Raw genomic sequence first — 19,641 nt, forward strand, 5'->3', positions numbered from 1 at the left:
CTTATGCCCCTGCCTTCTGATCGACACCGATGACGATCGACGTCTCGGTTTCGTAGTGGTGCGGCGGCACGAGCAGGTTGATCGGCGCCGGCACGCCAGCGAACACGCGGCCCGCCATGTCGAAGCGCGACTTGTGGCACGGGCAGAAGTAACCGCCCTTCCATTCCGGATCGAACGGCTCGGGCTTGATCTCGGCCTTCATTTCCGGCGAGCAGCCCAGGTGGGTGCACAGGCCGACGAGGACGGAGATCTGCGGCTTGATCGAACGCAGCTCGTTGCGCGCGTACGCCGGCTGCTGGTCGAGGTTCTCGGACGTCGGATCGAGCAGTTTGGGATCGAGCGTCGGCAGGATGTCGAGCATCTGCTTGGAACGCTTGACGATCCAGATCGGCTGGCCGCGCCACTCGAGCACCATGCGCGTGCCTTCGGCCAGTGCGCTGATGTCGGCGGTCACCGGGGCGCCGGCGAGCTTGGCGCGCGCGCTCGGGTTCCAGGACTTGATGAAGGGCACGGCCGCGAAGCCGACACCGACCGCACCGACCACGGCCGTGGTGGCGGTCAGGAACCGGCGACGGCCCTGGTTGACGGGTTCCCCGTCGTGGACATGAGCGGGATCGTTGACCCCTACTCCAACATTGGCCATCCGACACTCCGCAGTAAGACGCTGAACCGATGCACTGGCCGTCCTCGCGCAGCGTGCGTGGAGGGGGCCAACAAAGACGGGGAAGTGTAACGGAACGCTTAATCGGCCGACAATCGTATCGTCGACCGGGGCGCGCGCCGGCCGTGCCGGCGCCGGGATTACTTGGTGGCCAGCGCGCTGCTGGCGATGGCTCCGCGGTAACGGTCGGCCAGCACCGAGACGCGCTCGACGTAGCGGCGGGTCTCGTTGTACGGCGGAACGCCGCGGTACTTGTCCACCGCGCCCTCGCCGGCGTTGTAACCGGCAGCGGCCAGGGTGAGATCGCCCTTGAAGCGCTTGAGCAACCAGGCCAGGTACTGCACGCCGCCGGAGATGTTCTGGCTGGCGTCGAAGGCGTTGCCCACGCCGAAGCGGCGGGCGGTGGCCGGCATCAGCTGCATCAGGCCCTGTGCGCCGACGCGCGAGAGCGCATTGGGGTTGTAGGCCGACTCGGCATGGATGATCGCGCGGACGATCGCCTCGTCCACGCCGTGCTGCTTGGCGGCCGCGCGGATTTCAGCCGCGTAGGCATCGGTGTTGAGGCGCAGCGTATTGAAGTTGACGCCCGGACGCGTGCCGCAGGCGTAGCACGTCTCCATGAAGCTGTAGCGGATCGTGCGCAGCGACGTGGCGCCCGCGACGCCCTTGGGCGCCTTGCTCGTGTAATGGCGAACGCCATCCTGGATGTACGAATACACCTGCCCCTGCACGAGGCGCGGCGCGTGGTAGGGCTTGAGCGCGGGTGCGGCGGGCGCGGGGGTCGGTGCGACGGCGTTGGTCGACACGGTTTCCGAGATCGGGGAACCGGCGACCGAACTCGGCGTCGTCGCGCTGCCCACCGCCGCGGCGCGCGGTGCGGCCGGCGCGTGCGAGGACTTCGCGTAGCTGATGACGGTGCACTTCGCGCCGGGGATGCGCTTGCTGACGTAGCTGCGCGCGCCGTCGGCCGTGTCGCAACGGTAAAGCGTGCCCGCGAACGCCGGCATCGCCGCGGAGGCCGCGACGACGAATACGAGTGCGGCGAGGCCGCGCGAGAATCCCCATCCCCTAGTCATGGCCGGCATGCTGCTCTCAAATGTGAGGCTTGACAAGTTCTTGATTCATATGAACAGACCCTTGATCGATGTGAACGAGACCCCCGTCGCGAACCGGACGTGAGAACAGCGCGTTAGACTTCGCCCCTTCACACGACCCACCTGCCGGCGCGGACTAACCGCCGCCCTCCCGGACCTGACATGACCGAATTGACTGTCCTTCCGGACGTCGCGCCCGCCGCCGACGCCCCCCGCCCCGCCCCGCGCGGCAAGCTCTTCATCAAGACCCACGGTTGCCAGATGAACGAGTACGACTCGGCCCGCATGGCCGACGTGCTCGCCGCGACCGAAGGCCTGGAGCTGACGGACAACGTCGAGGAAGCGGACGTCGTGCTGGTCAACACCTGCTCGATCCGCGAGAAGGCGCAGGAAAAAGTCTTCAGCCAGCTCGGCCGCTGGAAGGCGCTCAAGAAGGACGGCAAGCCCGTGCTGATCGGCGTGGGCGGCTGCGTGGCGTCGCAGGAAGGCGCGGCGATCGTGAAGCGCGCGCCCTACGTCGACCTGGTCTTCGGCCCGCAAACCCTGCATCGCCTGCCCGAGCTCATCCGCGAACGCCGCGCGAGCGGCCAGCCGCAGGTCGACATCAGCTTCCCGGAGATCGAGAAGTTCGACCGCATGCCCGAGCCGCGCGCCGAAGGCCCCAGCGCGTTCGTTTCGATCATGGAAGGCTGCTCGAAGTACTGCTCGTTCTGCGTCGTGCCCTACACGCGCGGCGAAGAAGTCTCGCGGCCGTTCGAGGACGTGCTCGTCGAAGTCGCGCAACTCGCCGCGCAGGGCGTGCGCGAAATCAACCTGCTCGGGCAGAACGTCAACGCCTACCGCGGTCCCTTCGGCGACGGCGAGATCGCCGATCTCGGCCTGCTGATTCGCACGATCGCCGGCATCGACGGCATCGGCCGCATTCGGTTCACCACCTCGCATCCGCTCGAGTTCTCCGACTCGCTGATCGAGGCGTATCGCGACGTCCCGCAATTGGCGAACTATTTGCACCTGCCCGTGCAGGCCGGCAGCGACCGTGTGCTCGCGGCGATGAAGCGCGGCTACACGGCACTGGAGTTCAAGCAGAAGATCCGCAAGCTGCGCGCGGTACGCCCGGACATCTCGATCTCGTCGGACTTCATCGTCGGCTTCCCCGGCGAAACCGACGCGGATTTCGAGAAGACGATGAAGCTGATCGAAGACGTCGGCTTCGACCAGTCGTTCTCCTTCATCTACTCGCGCCGTCCCGGCACGCCGGCCGCCGATCTGTCGGACGACACGACCGATGCGGAGAAGCACGCGCGCCTGGAGCGCCTGCAGGCGCAAATCAACGTGCACGCGGCGCAGATTTCGCAGGCGATGGTCGGCAGCGTGCAGACGGTGCTCGTCGAAGGCCCGTCGAAAAAAGACCCGAACGAGTTGACCGGCAAGACCGAGAACATGCGCTCCGTGAACTTCGCCGGCCACCCGCGCCTGATCGGGCAGTTCGTCGATGTCGTCATCACCGAAGCGATGACGAATTCCTTGCGCGCGCGCGTCCGGACGTAACGCTCGCTCAGTCGAGCTTCTTCTGGAAGCGGAGGATCGCCGCCGTCATCATCACGGCGGTGAAGGCGATCAGCGCCAGCATCGACGGCCACAGCTCCCACAGGCTCGCGCCGCGCAACATGATCCCGCGCACCAGCCGCAGGAAGTGCGTCAGCGGCAACACCTCGGCCAGCCACTGGATGATCTTCGGCATGCCCGCGAACGGGAACATGAAGCCCGACAGCAGGATCGACGGCAGGAAGACGAAGAACGTCATCTGCATCGCCTGGAACTGCGATTGCGCCTTCGTCGAGATCATCAGGCCGAGCGAGAGGTTCGCCAGGATCAGCAGCACCGCGGCGATGTAGACGTCCAGCAGCGAGCCGCGCACGGGCACTTCGAACAGCCACGCGCCGAGAATCAGCACGAGCGTGGTCTGGATGAACCCGATGCCCGCGAACGGCAGCACCTTGCCGATCATCAACTCGCTGCTGCTCACCGGTGTTGCGATCAGCAACTCCATGTTGCCGCGCTCGCGTTCGCGCACCAACGACACCGCGGTGAACATCACCATGGTCATCGTCAGGATGATGCCGATCAGGCCGGGCACGATGTTGATCGCCGAGCGACGCTCCGGGTTGTAGAACCCGACGACGCTGATCTGCGCAGGGGGTTTGTCCACCGTCGATGCGCTGTCGATCGGCGTTTGCGCGAGTTGCGCGGCCGCGCCCTGCACCGCCGTGTCGCTGCCGTCGACGAGGATCTGCACCGCTTCGCGCCCGTCGATGCGGCGACGTTCGAAATCCGGCGGCACGACCACGCCGACGCTGATCTCGCCGCGACGGAGCATCGTCATCAATTCCTGCGGCGAACTCGCATCGCGCACGGGGTTGAGCACGCCGGTGTTCTGCAGGTCCATGATCAGCGCGCGCGACCCGGCGGTGTTCGCCTGGTCGGCGATCGCCGTGTCCAGATTGCGCAGCGTGAAGTTGATCGCGTAGCCGAACAGCACCAACTGCATCACCGGGATGCCGACGATCATCGCCAGCGTGATGCGGTCGCGGCGCATCTGCCGCAACTCCTTGACCATGATCGCGAACAGGCGGCGGAAGCTCATGCGGCGGCTCCGGTCTGCGCCGCTTCGCGGCTGCGCGTGGCGGAGACGAAGACGTCTTCGAGATTCGGTTCGGACTCGGTGATCTCGCCGTGCAGGCCCGCGGCGGCGATCGCCTGTTGCAGGCGATCGACCATGTCGCCCTGGGTGGCGAGCACGCGCAGCGTATTGCCGACCTGCGCGGCGCTGATCACGCCCGGCACGTCCATCAGCGCGCGGCGAACGCGGCGCGGCGTGTTCGATTGCACGGCGAGCGTGCGGCCGGTGATCGCGCCCGTGAGTTCGGCCGGGCTGCCGTCGGCGACGAGCACGCCGCGGTCGAGGATCGCGATGCGATGGCAGCGTTCGGCTTCGTCCATGTAGTGCGTGGAGACCAGGATGGTGGTGCCGCCATCGGCGAGCTCGAAGAGTTTTTCCCAGAAGTCGCGGCGCGATTCGGGATCCACCGCGCTGGTCGGTCGTCGAGGAACAACAATTCGGGCGAATGGATCACGGCGCCGGCAAGCGCGAGGCGCTGCTTCTGTCCGCCGCTCATCGTGCCGGCGAGTTGTTCCTGGCGATCGGAGAAGTGGTAACGCTCGATCAGTTCGTCGATGCGCGTGCGCGCCTTCGCGCGCGGGAGGTCCTGCACGGCGGCGAGGAATTCCAGGTTCTCGCGCACGCTCAGGTCGTCGAACAAGGAGAACTTCTGCGTCATGTAACCGATGCGGCGGCGCAGTTCTTCGGCTTGCTTCGGCAGGTGCAGGCCGAGCACTTCGATCTCGCCTTCGGTCGGCGTCATCAGGCCGCACAGCATGCGGATGGTCGTGGTCTTGCCCGAGCCGTTGGGGCCGAGGAAGCCGTAGACGTTCGCCTTCGGCACGCTCAGGTCGACGTGGTCGACGGCGACCAGTTGCTTGAAGCGCTTGGTCAGGCCGCGCGCGCGGATCGCGAGGTCGGCGGTCCCCTGCGCGGCGGCGGGTTGCGCGCTCACTCCGCGAACTCCGCGCGCACCGGCAGGCCCGCGGGGAGCTTGGCGTTCTTGTCGTCGACCAGGACTTCGGCGATGTACGACATGCGCGCGGCGTCCTTTCCGATGAGTGCGAAGTACGGCGTGAACGTCGGCTCGGTGCGGATCATGCGCACGGTGCCGGGGATCGCGTCGTCTTTCCCATCGATGAAGAGTTTGGCTTTCGTGCCGACGGCGACATTCGCGCGGATCGGTTCGGGCACGTACACGCGCGCGAACGGTTGGCCGACGAGCAGGATCGCGAGCGGCTGTCCCACCGCGGCCTGGTCGCCGAGCTTGTAGGGAATGCTGTCGACGAGGCCGTCGCGCGGCGCGACGACCGACAGCTTGCCCAACGTGACCTGTTGCGCGGCGACATCGGCTTCCGATGCGGCCAGCGCGGCTTCGCCCTGCGCGATCTGTTCGATGCGCGTGCCGGCTTCCAGTTCCTTCAGCGCCGCTTCCAATGCGCGCGCGGTGCCGGCGGCGTTGTCGGCGGATGCGCGTGCGCGGTCGATGTCGGAGGCGGCCATCAACTGCTGCGCGCCCAACTGGCGCACGCGGTTGTAGTAGATGCGTGTGTCGTTCGCCTGCGCGCGGGCGGCGGCGAGTTCGGCGCGTGCGCGGGCGATCTCTTCGGCGCGCGGGCCGGCTTCGAGCTCGGCGAGCGTCGCGCGTTGGCGCGCCGCCTGCGCGCGCATCGCTTCGGTGCTGGCGCGCGTGCGGTCGAGTTCGAGTTGCAGCAGCGATTGGCCGGCCTTGACCTGCTGCCCTTCGCGCACGCCGATCGCGACGATCTTTTCCGCCGCGGGCGCGGGCAAGGTGATGCGGTCGTATTCGAGCGTGCCGAGCGCTTGCGGAGCGTCGTTACGGCAGGCGGCGAGGACGGCGAAGGTGCACAGGACGAGCAGTCGGGGGCGGAGGGTCATGGGGCGGGCTCGTGGTCAGGGGACGCCGATGCCGGTGTCCAGCAGGGCGATGGCGTGGTTCTTCATGGCGACGGCGTCGATGTCGTCGGCGTCGAACAGGCGGCGCCAGATCGGCGCGCCCGCGGCGGGGAACAGGGTCAATCCGATCAGCGATGCGACGAGCAGGCGCGGATCGAGTTCGCGATTGAGCTGGCCGTCGGCCTGCGCCTGCGCGAACTTCGCCGCCAGGATCTGCGGCATCTGCGGCGCCATGGTCGTGAACAGCAACTCGCGCAGCGCGCCGCCTTCGCACAACACTTCGCGCACCCACAGCGGCGGCAGCCACGGATGCTTGTCGACGGTCTCGCACATGCCGCGCACGAAACCGGCGATCACGCTCGAGATGTCGTCGCCGCCCTGCAGCGTGGCGTTGCGCACTTCGGCGAACACCGGCATCAGGCGTTCGGAGATCACCGCCTGTTGCAGTTGCAGCTTGTCGCCGAAGTAGTAGTGGACGAGCGCGGGGTTCACGCCCGCTTCCTGGGCGATCTCGCGCAGCGTGCTCGCGGCGATGCCCTGGCGCGCGAAACAGGAGACGGCGACATCGAGCAGGCGGGCGCGCAGATCGCCGCCTTCGCCGGTCGGGCGGCCGACCGCGCGGCTGCCGGGCTTGCGGCCACGCGCGGCGGGAAGCTCTGCCGTTTCAACGACTTCCGACGTTTTGGGGGCGGGTTTCCGGCGGGATTTGGCAGGCAACGGCGTCATAGGGGGGCAATATTAATTCTGTAATTAATTAACGCAAGCGATGGCCGACGGGCGGTCGCCCGGGCCCTGATCAGGACCACGCATTGCATTGCATCGGACGGCCGTCTTTTTTGACCTACTTATCCACGCACGGCGGCGTTCATCGCGCGTCGCACGGCGAGCGCGCTACCCTTTCCCCGCATGAACGACCCCTCGCATCGCGACTTCATCCTCGAACCCGACGACACCGAACGCCTGGCCAACCTGGCCGGCGCCTTCGACGCGCACCTGCGGCAGATCGAATTGCGCATGGGCGTGGAGATCGCCAATCGCGGCAACATCTTCCGCGTCACCGGCCCCGAACCGGCGGTCGCGCGCACCGAAAAATTCCTGCGCGCGCTCTACGCCGAAGCCGGCGACGAGCGCTTCGACGGCCACGCGATCAACGTGCGCCTCAACGCCGTGAACGCCGACGACCAGGCCACGCCCGACATCGAACCGCAGGACGTGGCGATTCGCGTCAAGCGCGGCACGATTCGCGGCCGCGGCGCCAACCAGGCCAAGTACCTGCACGCGATCGCCACGCACGACATCAACTTCGGCGTCGGCCCCGCGGGCACCGGCAAGACCTTCCTCGCGGTGGCGATGGCGGTCGAAGCGCTGAACGAATCGCGCGTGCAGCGGCTGATCCTCGTGCGCCCGGCGGTGGAAGCCGGCGAAAAGCTGGGCTTTCTGCCCGGCGATCTGACGCAGAAAGTCGATCCCTACCTGCGCCCGCTCTACGACGCGCTGTACGAAATGCTCGGCGTGGAAAAAGTGGTCAAGCTGCTGGAGAAGAACGTCATCGAGATCGCGCCGCTGGCCTACATGCGCGGTCGCACGCTCAACGATGCGTTCGTGATCCTCGACGAGGCGCAGAACACCACCATCGAGCAGATGAAGATGTTCCTGACGCGCATCGGCTACGGCTCGACCGCCGTGGTCACCGGCGACCTGACGCAGATCGACCTGCCCAAGCACATCAAGTCGGGCCTGCGCGATGCGGTCGACGTGCTGCGTGCCGTGGACGGCATCAGCTTCACCTTCTTCCAGTCGCGCGACGTCGTGCGCCATCCGCTGGTGGCGCGCATCGTCAATGCCTACGACGCACGCGACGCGGACGACACGTCGACCGGAGCCAACGCCTGAACGCGTACGGGGATAAGATGTCGCGCCCCTCCCGCGCACGCGACGGAATGCGATGACACGAGGTCCCGTTCGTCTCGACGTTTCGGTCGAATACGCCCTGCCCCGCCTCGGCCTGCCCGCGGCGGTGAGCTTCCGCAAGTGGGTGGCCGCCGCGCTCAAGGGCCGCATCCGCGAGGCCGACCTGGCCATCCGCATCGTCGGCACCAAGGAAGGCCGCGCCCTCAACCGCCACTACCGCGGGCGGGATTACGCGACCAACGTGCTGAGCTTCCCGGCCGAATTGCCCGAAGGCGTGGTCCTTCCGCTGCTGGGCGACATCGTCCTGTGCGCGCCGGTCATCGCCCGCGAGGCGCGCGAACAGAAGAAGGCGCTGATCGACCACTACGCCCATCTCACCGTCCACGGCGCGCTGCACCTGCTCGGCTGGGACCACGAAGACGCCCGCGAAGCCGATTGCATGGAGCAGCTGGAGCGCGAAATCCTCGCCGAAATGGGCATCGAAGACCCCTACGCCGAAGGCTGATCGCGGCTTCCAGCGGCGATTCACCGGCCCGACCCCCGCCTGCGCTAGACTCGCCTTACGGTCGCTCCACGTCTCCGGAGCGTTCTTCCCCACCCCCATGGCCGACGACGACAGTCCCCCGCAAACCGAAGACAAGAGCCGCCGCACCTGGCTCGATCGCATCACCGCCGCGCTGTCCGGCGAACCCACCACCCGCGAGGATCTGGTCGAGCTGCTGCGCGACGTGCAGGCCGACGGCCTGATCGCGGCCGACACCCTGCGGATGATGGAAGGCGCCATCGCGGTGTCCGACCTGACGGTGGGCGACGTGATGATCCCGCGCGCCCAGATGGTCGCGCTCTCGGCCGACGCCTCGCTCGAAACGCTGATGCGCCTGGTCGTCGAATCGGGCCATTCGCGCTTCCCGGTCCACGGTGAAGGCAAGGACGAGATCCTCGGCATCCTGCTCGCCAAGGACCTGCTGCGCGTGGTCGTGGCCCAACACGCCCACGCGAACGACCATGCCCGCAACAGCGTGCGCGAATTCCTGCGCCCGGCCGTGCTGATCCCCGAGTCGAAAAAACTCAACGTGCTGCTGCGCGAGTTCCGCCAGTCGCGCAACCACATGGCGATCGTGATCGACGAGTACGGCGGCGTCGCCGGCCTGGTCACGATCGAGGACGTGCTGGAACAGATCGTCGGCGACATCGACGACGAGCACGACGAAGCGGTCGACGAAACGGCGCTGATCTCCGCGCAGGCCGATGGCCACTTCGTCGTCGACGCGCTCACGCCGATCTCCGATTTCAACGAACGCTTCGGTTCGGATTTCGACGACGACGAATACGACACCATCGGCGGCCTGCTCACCGCGGCGATCGGGCATTTGCCCGAAGCCGGCGAGGAACTCACGCTGGGCCGTTTCGGTTTCCGCGTCGCGCGGGCCGACGCACGCCGCCTGCATGCCCTCCACGTCAGCGTGCATGCGGACGCATAAGGGCGCATTCGCGCTGATCGCCTTGCTGCTGTGGCTCTTCGCCACGGCGGCGAGTGCCGCCACGCCGCGCATCGGCGTGATGACGATGCAGCCCGGCGAAATCTTCTTCGAACGCTTCGGCCACAACGCGATCGTCGTCGACGATCCCGATGCGCCCGCGCCGCTGTCCTACAACTTCGGCTTCTTCGATCCGGGCGAACCCGGCTTCATCGGCCGCTTCGTGCAGGGCGACATGCGTTACCTGCTCGCCGTGCTGCCGATGTCGGAGGACCTGACTTACTACCGCGAAGTGGGCCGCGGCGTATCGATCCAATGGCTCGACCTGCCACCCGCGCAGGCGACCGCGCTCGCCGATGCGCTCGCGCTCAACGCGCGCCCGGAAAACGCGCGCTACCGCTACGACTACTTCACCGACAACTGCTCCACGCGCGTGCGCGATGCGCTCGATCGCGCGATGGGCGGCGCCTTGCGCAAGCAGCTCGCCGTGCGTTCGGCGGGCGATACGTTCCGCAGCGAATCGGTGCGCCTGGCCTCGCCCGCGTCGTGGATGTGGCTCGGATTCGACATCGGCCTGGGCCCGTACGCGGACCGACCGCTCTCGCGCTGGGAAGACGCCTTCGTGCCGATGCGCCTGGCCGCGAGCCTGCGCGAGATGAAGAACAGCGAAGGGCGTCCGCTCGTACTCGCCGAAACGCAACTGCTGCCGCATCGCCTCCCGCCCGAACCGCCGGATGCGCAGCGTCGTTGGTGGCCGTGGTTGATCGCGGGCCTGCTGCTGGCGATCGGCCTGCGCTGGTTGATGACGCACAAGCCGCGCGTCCTCGGCGCCGTCGCGCTGCCCTTGTGGTCCGCGTGCGGCGCGCTCGGCCTGGTCATGGCCTTCCTCTGGTGCTGCACGGCGCACATCGCGGGTTGGGCGAACCACAACCTGTTGCTGTTCTCGCCGCTTTGCCTGTTGCTGCTCCCGGGCGCATGGGCGCTGCTGCGCGGGCGTGCGACGACGCGCTTCCACCAGTGGGTCCGCATCGCGATCGTCGCCGGCGGCGTGCTCGCCTGTTTCCTGCAATTGCCCGCGGGCGCGCAGTTCCAGGCCCCGTGGATCGCGCTGCTGCTGCCCATCCACGCCGCGCTGGCCTTTCCCGCCCGGCGCGCTTGAGGCAGCATGCGGGCATGACCGCGCCCGCCACCATGCCTCCCTGCGTCATCAACTGCGCGACTTACGATCGCCACGGTCAGCGCCGCGACATCTCGCTCGATGAAATCAGCGACGTGCTGTCGGTCGACGACGGCAGCTTCGTCTGGGTCGGCCTGTACGAACCGGAAGACACGCTGCTCGAGAAACTGCAGGAAGAGTTCGGCCTGCACGAGCTCGCGGTCGAGGACGCGCTGCACGCGCACCAGCGCCCGAAGATCGAGGCCTACGGCAATTCGATCTTCGTCGCGGTCCACACCGCGCAACTGGTCGACGACAAGATCCGCTTCGGCGAAACGCACGCCTTCCTCGGGCCGCGGTACCTGGTCACCGTGCGCCATGGCGCATCGCTGTCGTACGCGCCGGTGCGCGCGCGCGTGGAGCGCGAACCCGAACTGCTCGCGCTCGGCCCCGCCTACGGGCTGTATGCGGTGCTCGACTTCGTCGTCGACAACTACCAGCCCATCGTCGAAGGCTTCCGCGATTCGCTGTTCGCGCTGGAGCAGGACATCTTCGCCGAGACCTTCCGCCGCGACACGATCATCAAGCTCTACGAACTCAAGCGCGAACTCACGCAACTGCGCCTGGCGGTCTCGCCGATGCAGGACATCCTCGCGCAACTCACCCGCATGCACGGCGCGCTGGTGCCCGACGAAGTGCGCCTGTACTTCCGCGACGTGCTCGACCACGCGATGCGCGTGAACGAATCCACCGACACCATGCGCGAGATGCTCACCGCCGCGATGAGCGTCAACCTCTCGCTGGTCACCGTGAACCAGGGCGAGGTGGTGAAGAAGCTCGCCGGCTGGGCCGCGCTGCTCGCCGCGCCGACGCTGATCGCCAGTTGGTACGGCATGAACTTCGGCCACATGCCCGAACTGCACGGCCGCTGGAGCTACGCGATCCTGGTCGGCGTCGTCGGCGTGGTCGTGATCGCGCTGTACCGTTACCTGAAGAAAGTGCGCTGGCTGTAGGCCGCGCCGGGGAGAAGCACGCGATGCGGAAGATGGCTTGGCTCGGCTGGGGCGCGCTCGCGCTGTTCGCAACGTTCTGCCTGGCGACGCTTGCGTTGTCGCGCGGCGAATCCGTCGGTGCGTTGTGGATCGTGTCGGCCGCGGTGTCGGTGTTCTTCATCGGCTATCGCTTCCACGCGCGCTACATCGCGGAGAAGGCGCTCGGCATCGATCCCACGCGCGCGACGCCCGCATGGCGCCGCAACGATGGCCTGGACTACGTGCCGACGCAGAAGTCGGTGTTGTTCGGGCATCACTTCGCCGCGATCGCCGGCGCGGGTCCGCTCGTGGGCCCGGTCCTCGCCGCGCAAATGGGTTACTTGCCCGGCCTGTTGTGGATCCTGTTCGGCGTCGTGCTCGCCGGCGCGGTGCAGGACATGATGGTCCTGTTCCTTTCGGTGCGGCGCGACGGGCGTTCGCTCGGCGAGATGATCCGCACCGAACTCGGCGCCGCCGCGGGCGTCACCGCGATGATCGGCATCCTCGCGATCATGGTGATCCTGCTCGCGGTGCTCGGGCTCGTCGTGGTGAAAGCGCTCGGCGAAAGCCCGTGGGGCACGTTCACCGTGGCGATGACGATTCCGATCGCCTTGTTGATGGGCGCATGGCTGCGGTGGTTTCGCCCGGGGCGCATCCTCGAAGCTTCGATCATCGGCCTGGTGTTGCTGCTCGCGTCGATCTGGCTCGGCGGGCACGTGGCGGCGTCGCCGGAATGGGCGCCGGTGTTCACCTTCGACGGCAAGGCCCTGGCGTGGATGCTGATCGCCTACGGCTTCATCGCCGCGGTGTTGCCGGTGTGGATGCTGCTCGCACCGCGCGATTATCTCTCCACGTTCCTCAAGATCGGCACGGTCGTGTTGCTCGCCGTCGCGATCCTGGTCGCGATGCCCGAACTGAAGATGCCCGCGGTGACGCGCTTCGTCGACGGCACGGGCCCCGTGTTCGCCGGCGCCCTGTTCCCGTTCCTGTTCATCACCATCGCGTGCGGCGCGATCTCCGGCTTCCATGCGCTGATCGCTTCCGGCACCACGCCGAAGATGATTTCGAACGAACGCGAGATCCGCGCGATCGGTTACGGCGGCATGTTGATGGAAGCCTTCGTCGCTGTGATGGCGCTGGTGGCGGCCTGCGTGCTCGACCCGGCGGTGTATTTCGCGATGAACGCACCGGCCGCCGCGATCGGCACGACGGCCGAATCGGCCGCGCAGGCGATCGCGCAATGGGGCTTCGTCGTCACGCCGGACGTGCTGACGCAAACCGCGCGCGAGATCGGCGAAACGACCATCCTCTCGCGCACCGGTGGCGCACCGACGCTCGCCGTCGGCATGGCGCAACTCCTCCACGGCATCGCCGGCGGCACCGGGATGATGGCCTTCTGGTACCACTACGCGATCCTGTTCGAAGCCTTGTTCATCCTCACGACGATCGACGCGGGCACGCGCGTGGCGCGCTTCATGCTGCAGGATCTCGTCGGCCTGGCGGTGCCCTCGTTCAAGCGCACCGAGAGCTGGACCGCGAACCTGGTGTGTACCGCGCTCGCGGTCGCGGGCTGGGGTTGGTTCCTTTACCAGGGCGTCGTCGATCCGCTCGGCGGCATCAACACGCTGTGGCCGTTGTTCGGCATCGCGAACCAGATGCTCGCGGGCCTGGCGATGATCTTCGTGTGCGCCGTGCTGGTGAAGATGAAGCGCGAGCGGTTCCTGTGGGTCGCCGCGGTGCCGACGACGTGGTTGCTCGTCTGCACGCTGACCGCGGGCTGGCAAAAACTCTTCCACGCCGATCCGAAGATCGGTTTCCTCGCCAACGCGCGCCGTTTCGGCGACGCCCTGGCGCGTGGCGAGGTGCTCGCGCCGGCGAAGTCGCTCGACGAAATGCGCCGCGTGATCTTCAACTACCAGGTCGACGCGGCGTTGTGCGCGTTGTTCATGGGCGTGGTGGTGCTCACGCTGGTGTTCGCGGTGCGCGCCGCCTTGCGTGCGCGTCGCAGCAGCACGCCGACCGCGATGGAGACGCCGCATGTGGCGCTCGACGCGACTCGTTGAGCAATTGCGCGACGCGTGGTCGGCCGCGACCGCCACCGCGCGCCTGGCGATCGGGCTACCCGATTACGACGCGTACGTCGCGCACATGCGCGCGCAGCACCCTGATGCGACACCGATGACGCGCGAAGCCTTCGCGATCGAACGCATGCAGGCGCGTTACGGAAAAGGGCGTTCGCGCTGCTGTTGACGTGAGCGTCGCGTGAAATTTTTCGCCGCGACAAGCGGCTGTCCGGTTTGGTCCAACCTCATCCGTTGAGTGTGTTGCGACGGGGAGACCTCCCCGACCAACAACCCAAGGGGTGGACACATGGAACGGACTCGAAAGGCGTCTCGCACGACGCCGCTTCTCACAGCTTTGGTCGTCGCGGCACTCGCGACCGGCACGGCGTGGGCCTGCTACTGCTCGACCGGCACGATCATCGTCAAGAAGTTCTACGACAAGAACGCCAACGGCGTGCACGACGTCGGTGAAGTCCGCCTTGCGGGCTGGCCGATGACGCTCGGCTCCGCATCGCTCGGCACGCTCGGCGTGCTGCCGACCGACAGCTTCGGCTACGCGCAGTTCTCGAACATCCCGATCGGCACGGACTACATCGTGTCCGAAGCCACCCCGCTCGGCGGCAACTGGGTGCAGTCCGCGCCCGTCGATGCGCAGGGCCATCCGATCAACCCGCAGACCGGCATCGCCGTGCAAGTCGGCAAGACGACGCAACTGACGTTCGGCAACTACTGCACCAAGCCGAGCGGCGGCAAGACGCCGGGGTACTGGCACAACAAGAACGGCCTGGCGACGTTGATGGACGGCGGCTCGCTCGCACCGGAGTTCGCGATCCTGTCGGCGCTCAATCTCGTCGGCGCGAGCGGCAGCGCATTCGATCCGACCAACCACCCGCAGTTCGCCACGTGGCTGCTCGACAGCAACGCGACCAACATGGCGTGGAAGTTGTCGACGCACCTGGCGGCGATGCGGCTCAACGTCGAAGCGGGATTCGTCGACGGCACGCGCATCTACGCGCCCTTCGGTGGAACGATCAACGAGTTGATCGCGGTGGCGAACGCCTCGCTTGCCGACAGCCCGTACACGCCGTCGGGCCATCCCGATCGCGCGGAACAGGAAGTCCTGAAGAACTACCTCGATGCACTCAACAACGGTGCCGGCGTGGTCAATCCGACGCCGTGCGCGCGCGTGTTCGAGTACTGAAAGACGGTTTGAAGCGTCGCGCACGTCAGGTGCGCGACGCGATCGTCCCCCACGCCGCCGCCTTCCTTCGATCCTTGCCGCAACGCCGGTCGGCCTTGTCCGGCTCGAATCGGATCATCTCGCGGCGATCGTTCGACTTGCGCCGCTCGACGTTCTTCCGACGGTCCGGCCCGCGATACGCCTTGAACTCGCCCCCGTGGTCGATCTCGTACATGCCGCCTCCCCTAGTCGGAGCGGCCACGCTCGTGTGGCCACCGTCGAGGCTGCGTGAAAACAAAAGGCCCCGCAACCGCGGGGCCTTTGGTCGGTCGAATCGGCCGGATTACTGGCCGATATGCTGCTTCAGCCACGCATTGACCGTGTCGTGCCAGAGCACGCTGTTCTGCGGCTTGAGCACCCAATGGTTCTCGTCGGGGAAGTACAGGAACTTCGACTCGATCCCCTGGCGCTGCGCCGCGGTGAATGCGCCGATGCCCTGCTCCACCGGAATGCGGAAGTCCAACTGGCCATGCACCACGAGGATCGGCTTCTTCCAATCCTTGACGTGGTTGACCGGATTGAAGCGCTCGTAGTTTTCCGGATGCTCGAACGGCGTGCCGCCGTTTTCCCATTCGCTGAACCACAGTTCTTCGGTCGCGTAACCCATCATGCGCTGGTCGAACACGCCGTCGTGCGACACCAGGCACTTCCACGGCGCATTCCAGTTGCCGGCGATCCAGTTGACCATGAAGCCGCCGTACGACGCGCCGAGCGCGCAGGCCTTCGAGCCGTCGAGGAAGTCGAACTGCTTGAGCGCCGCGTCCCAACCCTTCTGCAGGTCTTCGAGCGGGCGATCGCCCCAATGCTGGCTGATCGCGTCGGTGAAGGCCTGGCCGTAACCGGTCGAACCGTGGAAGTCGATCATGACCACCGCGTAGCCCTGGCCGGCGTAGGTCTGCGGATTCCAGCGATAGCTCCAGCCGTTGCCGAAGCTGCCCTGCGGGCCGCCGTGGATCAGGAACGCGACCGGGTACTTCTTGCCCGGCTGGTAGTTCCAGGGCTTCACGACGTAACCGTGCACGGTCTCGTTGTTCCAGCCGGCGAACTTGAACTGCGTGGCTTCGCCGAACTTCACGTCGGGCACCATTTCGCCGGCGCTCTGCGTGATCGCACGCGGCGTCGCACCATCGGGCTGCGCGGCGAACAACTGATCGCCGGACTGCAACGAGTTGCGCGTGTAGACGAGCGTCGGGCCGGCGAGATCGACCGCGGTCACGGTGCCGTCCTTGATGATCGACGTGACTTCGCCGCTCGCGATGTCGACGGAGAAGAGCGGGGCCTGGCCGAGTTCTTCGGCGGTGGTGTAGATGGACTTACCGTCTTCTGAAAGCAAAATACCGTTCGCGGAGGCGTCCCACTTCGACGCGATCTCGCGGGTGCTACCTGTACCAGGATCCATCGCCATCAGCGCGAAGCGGTCGGCTTCGAAACCCGGGCGCTTCATCGCGCGGTAGTACAGCGTCTTGCCGTCGTTGGCGAACACCGGGTTGGTGTCCCACGCCTTGTTGGCGGCGGTGAGGTTCTTCGCGGCGCCCGTGCCGTCGGCGTTGACCATGTACAGGTCGAAGTTGGTCGACCACGGTTCGACGTTGTCGGCCTTGCGCGCGGACAACACGAGCGACTTGCCGTCGGGCGACCACGCCATCTCGCTCGTGTCGCCGAACGGACGCGACGGCACGTCGCCGATCACATCGCTGCCGACGAGCGTGGCCTGCGTGATCTTCGCGCCATCGGCGGCGAAGGGCGCGACGAACACGCGATTGAGCTTGCCTTCGTTCCAGGCATCCCAGTGGCGGATGAAGAGGCGGTCGAACACGACGCCCGAGGCCTTGCGCTCTTCGCGCTCCTTGCTGCGCGTGACGTTGCACTGCAGGTCGGCCTTGCAGTCGGCGAACACTTCCAGCGCGAGCGCGACGCGCTTGCCGTCGGGCGAAACGACGTAGCCGCCGACATCGACGGCCAGGTCCGTCAGCTGCACCGGCGTGCCACCGGCGACCGCGATCGAATACAGCTGCATCGAGCCGCCCTTCGCGCTGAGGAAGTACACGCGCGTGCCGTCGTCGGAGAAGGTCGCGGAGTTGACGCTCCAGCCTTCGGGCGTGAGGCGCACCGGCGGCGCGGCGTCGCGTGCGAACAGGTCTTCGATCCACAGCGACGTCGCGCTCTTGTTCGCCGCGAAATCCACGACGCGCTTGGCGAACACGACCTTGCGGCCGTCGGGCGACAACACGGGTGCGGACACGCGATCGAGCTTGGCGAGATCGCGCACTTCGAAGCCGCGCTCGGCGTGAGCGAGCGCGGGCAATGCGGCGAGCAACGCCAGCGCGAGGATGGAATGGACAGACTTCATCTAAAAGACTCCGTGGATCAGGTGTGTGCGTGCGAACGAATCGCGGTGCGGAACAGAAGCCAGGCGACGAACGCCAGCACAGCCAGGCCGATGAGCTGCGCGATGCCTTCGCCCGTGCGCAGCGTCTCGGGCAGCGCGAGGATGTCGCCACGGCTGCTCACGACGATCGGGACCGCGATCAGGATGCCCATCAGCGCTTCGCCGGTGATCAGGCCAGCCGAGAACAGGACGCCCGGGCGGTGGATGCGGTCGCGGCCTTCCTCGGTGTCGGCATGCATGTGCAGGCGCTTCTCGACGAACCACGACAGCAGGCCGCCGAGGAAAATCGGCACCATGAGTTCGAGCGGGAGGTAGATGCCGATCGCCGCGGCGAGCACGGGCACTCGGAAGTGCGAACCGCGCTTCTTCAGTACCTCGTCGATCGCGATGATGATCGCGCCGATGACGCCGCCGGCGATGATCATGTTCCAGGGCAATTCGCCGCCGAACATGCCTTTGGCCACCGACGCCATCAGCGTGGCCTGCGGTGCGTTGAGCGAGTTGGGATGCTCCGGCGTCGCCGGGCCGATGCCGTAGGCCTGGGACAGCAGGTTCAGCACCGGGGCCATGATCAGCGCGCAGGAGAACGAGCCGATGCCGAGCATGAGCTGCTGCTTCCACGGCGTCGCGCCGACGATGTAGCCGGCCTTGAGATCCTGCAGGTTGTCGCCGCCGACCGCCGCCGCGCAGCAAACCACCGCGCCGATCATGATCGCGGCGACCGCGCCGATCTGGGAATCGCGACCGAGCAGCAGCATCAGCACGACCGATGCGAACAGGATCGTCGCGATCGTGATGCCCGACACCGGATTGTTCGAGGAACCGACCAGACCGGCAAGGTAGGCCGATACGGACACGAACAGGAAGCCGGCGACGATCATGATCAGCGTCATCGGGATACTGACGCCCCAGTTCGACACGATCGCCTGGTACAGACCGAGCAGCGGCAGGACGAAGAGTACGAGCGCGACGAGCATCCACTTCATCGGCAGGTCGCGTTCGGTTTCCGCGACGATCGCACCGCTGCCCTTGCGGGCCGCGGCGATGCCGCTCTTGATGCCCGAGGCGAGCGACTTGCGCAGCGAGAACAAGGTCCAGATGCCGCCGACCAGCATCGCGCCGACACCGAGGTAACGGATGCGCTCGCCGCGCAGGATCCCGGCGGTGTCGAAGGCGCTCTGGCCCGCGACGGCCGCGGCCATCGCCGGATCGCTTCCGAGGAAGAACGCGTGGTAGATCGGGATCGCGATGTTGTAGGACAGGATGCTGCCCGACACGACCACGATGCCGATGTTGAGCCCGACGATGTAGCCCACGCCGAGCAGCGCCGGCGACAGGCCAGTGCCCATGTAGCCGAGGTACTTGCCGAAGAAGCCGGCGCCGGCCGCGTTGTCGGGAATCAGGCGCAGGCCGCTTTCGGCGAACAACTTCACGATGCCGCCGAGTGCGGCGGAAATGCCGAGGATCTTCAAACCCGGGCCCGGGTTCTCGCCGGCCTTGAGCACTTCGGCCGCGGCCTTGCCCTCGGGGAACGGGAGCGGATCGTCGACGATCATCGAACGACGCAGGGGGACCGAGAACAGCACGCCGAGCAGGCCGCCGAGGCCTGCGATCGCGAGCACCCACGAGTACCGGAAGTCATCCCAATAGCCCAGGATGATCAGCGCGGGAATGGTGAAGATCACACCGGCCGCGATCGACGAACCGGCGGACGCGCCGGTCTGCACGATGTTGTTCTCGAGGATCGTGCCGCCGCCGAGCAGGCGGAGCACGCCCATCGACACCACCGCCGCGGGAATCGCGGTCGCGATGGTCAGGCCGGCGAACAGGCCGAGGTAGGCGTTGGCCGCGGCCAGGATCATCGCCAGCACGATGGCGAGCAAGACGGCGCGGAAGGTCAATTGCGGCACGGCCGCAGGCTGGTTCATCGGAAGTCCCCGGGGCCACGAAAACGCCGAAAGTAAGCGACGGGGCGCCAATCCGTCCAGCGCGACCGACTTGCGGGGCCCGCAGCCTATACTCGCCTCGCCTGTCCGGCCCCG

17 protein-coding genes and 1 pseudogene are annotated in these 19,641 nt (G+C 67.0%); 9 read left to right on the plus strand and 9 right to left on the minus strand.

The window, feature by feature from the left end:
• Position 1 precedes the first annotated feature (1 nt).
• Both petA and GN331_RS15170 read right to left on the minus strand, forming a co-directional pair.
• Complete coding sequence (gene petA / locus GN331_RS15165) at positions 2 to 643, minus strand: ubiquinol-cytochrome c reductase iron-sulfur subunit (protein ID WP_156643125.1); 642 nt, start codon at positions 641 to 643, stop codon at positions 2 to 4.
• A gap of 158 nt (positions 644 to 801) precedes the next feature.
• A complete protein-coding gene (locus GN331_RS15170) occupies positions 802 to 1,668 on the minus strand; it encodes a lytic transglycosylase domain-containing protein (RefSeq protein WP_425489307.1) in 867 nt (288 codons plus the stop codon).
• Between the two features lie 249 nt (positions 1,669 to 1,917).
• On the opposite strand from GN331_RS15170, the gene miaB reads away from it, so the two are divergent.
• Positions 1,918 to 3,303: a tRNA (N6-isopentenyl adenosine(37)-C2)-methylthiotransferase MiaB gene (gene miaB / locus GN331_RS15175; RefSeq protein WP_156643127.1), complete on the plus strand. Its 1,386-nt coding sequence runs from the start codon at positions 1,918 to 1,920 to the stop codon at positions 3,301 to 3,303.
• Between the two features lie 7 nt (positions 3,304 to 3,310).
• Here the strand turns inward: miaB and GN331_RS15180 are convergent, their stop codons facing one another.
• The 4 genes and pseudogenes from GN331_RS15180 to GN331_RS15195 all read right to left on the minus strand — a co-directional run bounded on the left by GN331_RS15180 (position 3,311) and on the right by GN331_RS15195 (position 7,048).
• Positions 3,311 to 4,399 (minus strand): ABC transporter permease, encoded by a 1,089-nt coding sequence (locus GN331_RS15180; protein ID WP_156643128.1) that lies wholly within the window; start codon positions 4,397 to 4,399, stop codon positions 3,311 to 3,313.
• A pseudogene (locus tag GN331_RS15185) lies at positions 4,396 to 5,324 on the minus strand (ABC transporter ATP-binding protein). The gene GN331_RS15180 and the pseudogene GN331_RS15185 overlap by 4 nt, the downstream one beginning before the upstream one ends.
• A gap of 41 nt (positions 5,325 to 5,365) precedes the next feature.
• Entirely contained in the window at positions 5,366 to 6,313 is a 948-nt protein-coding gene (locus GN331_RS15190) for an HlyD family secretion protein (RefSeq protein ID WP_156643129.1), read from the minus strand.
• 15 nt (positions 6,314 to 6,328) lie between these two features.
• Positions 6,329 to 7,048, minus strand: coding sequence for a TetR/AcrR family transcriptional regulator (locus GN331_RS15195; RefSeq protein ID WP_231734532.1), 720 nt, complete (start codon positions 7,046 to 7,048; stop codon positions 6,329 to 6,331).
• Positions 7,049 to 7,237: 189 nt separating this feature from the next.
• Here GN331_RS15195 and GN331_RS15200 point away from each other — a divergent pair, with 189 nt between their 5' ends.
• From GN331_RS15200 to GN331_RS15235, 8 genes are all read left to right on the plus strand, one after another.
• Entirely contained in the window at positions 7,238 to 8,224 is a 987-nt protein-coding gene (locus GN331_RS15200) for a PhoH family protein (protein WP_156643131.1), read from the plus strand.
• Positions 8,225 to 8,276: 52 nt separating this feature from the next.
• Positions 8,277 to 8,747 carry an rRNA maturation RNase YbeY gene (ybeY, locus tag GN331_RS15205; RefSeq protein ID WP_156643132.1) on the plus strand — a complete coding sequence of 157 codons (471 nt, stop codon included), beginning with the start codon at positions 8,277 to 8,279 and terminating at the stop codon, positions 8,745 to 8,747.
• Between the two features lie 97 nt (positions 8,748 to 8,844).
• A complete protein-coding gene (locus GN331_RS15210; RefSeq protein WP_156643133.1) occupies positions 8,845 to 9,723 on the plus strand; it encodes a CorC family transporter in 879 nt (292 codons plus the stop codon).
• Positions 9,710 to 10,879, plus strand: coding sequence for a lipoprotein N-acyltransferase Lnb domain-containing protein (locus tag GN331_RS15215; protein ID WP_231734533.1), 1,170 nt, complete (start codon positions 9,710 to 9,712; stop codon positions 10,877 to 10,879). The genes GN331_RS15210 and GN331_RS15215 overlap by 14 nt, the downstream gene beginning before the upstream one ends.
• A gap of 14 nt (positions 10,880 to 10,893) precedes the next feature.
• Positions 10,894 to 11,889, plus strand: coding sequence for a magnesium/cobalt transporter CorA (gene corA / locus GN331_RS15220; protein WP_156643135.1), 996 nt, complete (start codon positions 10,894 to 10,896; stop codon positions 11,887 to 11,889).
• A gap of 23 nt (positions 11,890 to 11,912) precedes the next feature.
• Entirely contained in the window at positions 11,913 to 13,970 is a 2,058-nt protein-coding gene (locus GN331_RS15225) for a carbon starvation CstA family protein (RefSeq protein ID WP_156643136.1), read from the plus strand.
• Positions 13,945 to 14,157, plus strand: coding sequence for a YbdD/YjiX family protein (locus tag GN331_RS15230; RefSeq protein WP_156643137.1), 213 nt, complete (start codon positions 13,945 to 13,947; stop codon positions 14,155 to 14,157). Before GN331_RS15225 ends, GN331_RS15230 begins: the two co-directional genes overlap by 26 nt.
• A gap of 120 nt (positions 14,158 to 14,277) precedes the next feature.
• On the plus strand, positions 14,278 to 15,171 hold the full coding sequence (locus tag GN331_RS15235; RefSeq protein WP_156643138.1) for a hypothetical protein: 894 nt from the start codon (positions 14,278 to 14,280) through the stop codon (positions 15,169 to 15,171).
• A gap of 25 nt (positions 15,172 to 15,196) precedes the next feature.
• Here the strand turns inward: GN331_RS15235 and GN331_RS15240 are convergent, their stop codons facing one another.
• The 3 genes from GN331_RS15240 to GN331_RS15250 all read right to left on the minus strand — a co-directional run bounded on the left by GN331_RS15240 (position 15,197) and on the right by GN331_RS15250 (position 19,527).
• Positions 15,197 to 15,385: a hypothetical protein gene (locus GN331_RS15240; protein ID WP_156643139.1), complete on the minus strand. Its 189-nt coding sequence runs from the start codon at positions 15,383 to 15,385 to the stop codon at positions 15,197 to 15,199.
• Positions 15,386 to 15,493: 108 nt separating this feature from the next.
• Entirely contained in the window at positions 15,494 to 17,560 is a 2,067-nt protein-coding gene (locus tag GN331_RS15245; RefSeq protein ID WP_156643140.1) for an alpha/beta hydrolase family protein, read from the minus strand.
• Positions 17,561 to 17,577: 17 nt separating this feature from the next.
• Positions 17,578 to 19,527, minus strand: coding sequence for an OPT family oligopeptide transporter (locus GN331_RS15250; RefSeq protein ID WP_156643141.1), 1,950 nt, complete (start codon positions 19,525 to 19,527; stop codon positions 17,578 to 17,580).
• Between the last annotated feature and the right edge of the window lie 114 nt (positions 19,528 to 19,641).

The sequence above is a fragment of the Noviluteimonas gilva genome (assembly GCF_009740395.1).
Classification (GTDB): Bacteria; Pseudomonadota; Gammaproteobacteria; order Xanthomonadales; family Xanthomonadaceae; genus Noviluteimonas; species Noviluteimonas gilva.

Bases quoted from the DNA above. Each gene is read 5' to 3' on its own strand.
- petA (WP_156643125.1), bottom strand. From the start codon at position 643: ATGGCCAATGTTGGAGTAGGGGTCAACGATCCCGCTCATGTCCACGAC.
- GN331_RS15170 (WP_425489307.1), bottom strand. From the start codon at position 1,668: ATGCCGGCGTTCGCGGGCACGCTTTACCGTTGCGACACGGCCGACGGC.
- miaB (WP_156643127.1), top strand. From the start codon at position 1,918: ATGACCGAATTGACTGTCCTTCCGGACGTCGCGCCCGCCGCCGACGCC.
- GN331_RS15180 (WP_156643128.1), bottom strand. From the start codon at position 4,399: ATGAGCTTCCGCCGCCTGTTCGCGATCATGGTCAAGGAGTTGCGGCAG.
- GN331_RS15190 (WP_156643129.1), bottom strand. From the start codon at position 6,313: ATGACCCTCCGCCCCCGACTGCTCGTCCTGTGCACCTTCGCCGTCCTC.
- GN331_RS15200 (WP_156643131.1), top strand. From the start codon at position 7,238: ATGAACGACCCCTCGCATCGCGACTTCATCCTCGAACCCGACGACACC.
- ybeY (WP_156643132.1), top strand. From the start codon at position 8,277: ATGACACGAGGTCCCGTTCGTCTCGACGTTTCGGTCGAATACGCCCTG.
- GN331_RS15210 (WP_156643133.1), top strand. From the start codon at position 8,845: ATGGCCGACGACGACAGTCCCCCGCAAACCGAAGACAAGAGCCGCCGC.
- GN331_RS15215 (WP_231734533.1), top strand. From the start codon at position 9,710: ATGCGGACGCATAAGGGCGCATTCGCGCTGATCGCCTTGCTGCTGTGG.
- corA (WP_156643135.1), top strand. From the start codon at position 10,894: ATGACCGCGCCCGCCACCATGCCTCCCTGCGTCATCAACTGCGCGACT.
- GN331_RS15225 (WP_156643136.1), top strand. From the start codon at position 11,913: ATGCGGAAGATGGCTTGGCTCGGCTGGGGCGCGCTCGCGCTGTTCGCA.
- GN331_RS15230 (WP_156643137.1), top strand. From the start codon at position 13,945: ATGTGGCGCTCGACGCGACTCGTTGAGCAATTGCGCGACGCGTGGTCG.
- GN331_RS15235 (WP_156643138.1), top strand. From the start codon at position 14,278: ATGGAACGGACTCGAAAGGCGTCTCGCACGACGCCGCTTCTCACAGCT.
- GN331_RS15240 (WP_156643139.1), bottom strand. From the start codon at position 15,385: ATGTACGAGATCGACCACGGGGGCGAGTTCAAGGCGTATCGCGGGCCG.
- GN331_RS15245 (WP_156643140.1), bottom strand. From the start codon at position 17,560: ATGAAGTCTGTCCATTCCATCCTCGCGCTGGCGTTGCTCGCCGCATTG.
- GN331_RS15250 (WP_156643141.1), bottom strand. From the start codon at position 19,527: ATGAACCAGCCTGCGGCCGTGCCGCAATTGACCTTCCGCGCCGTCTTG.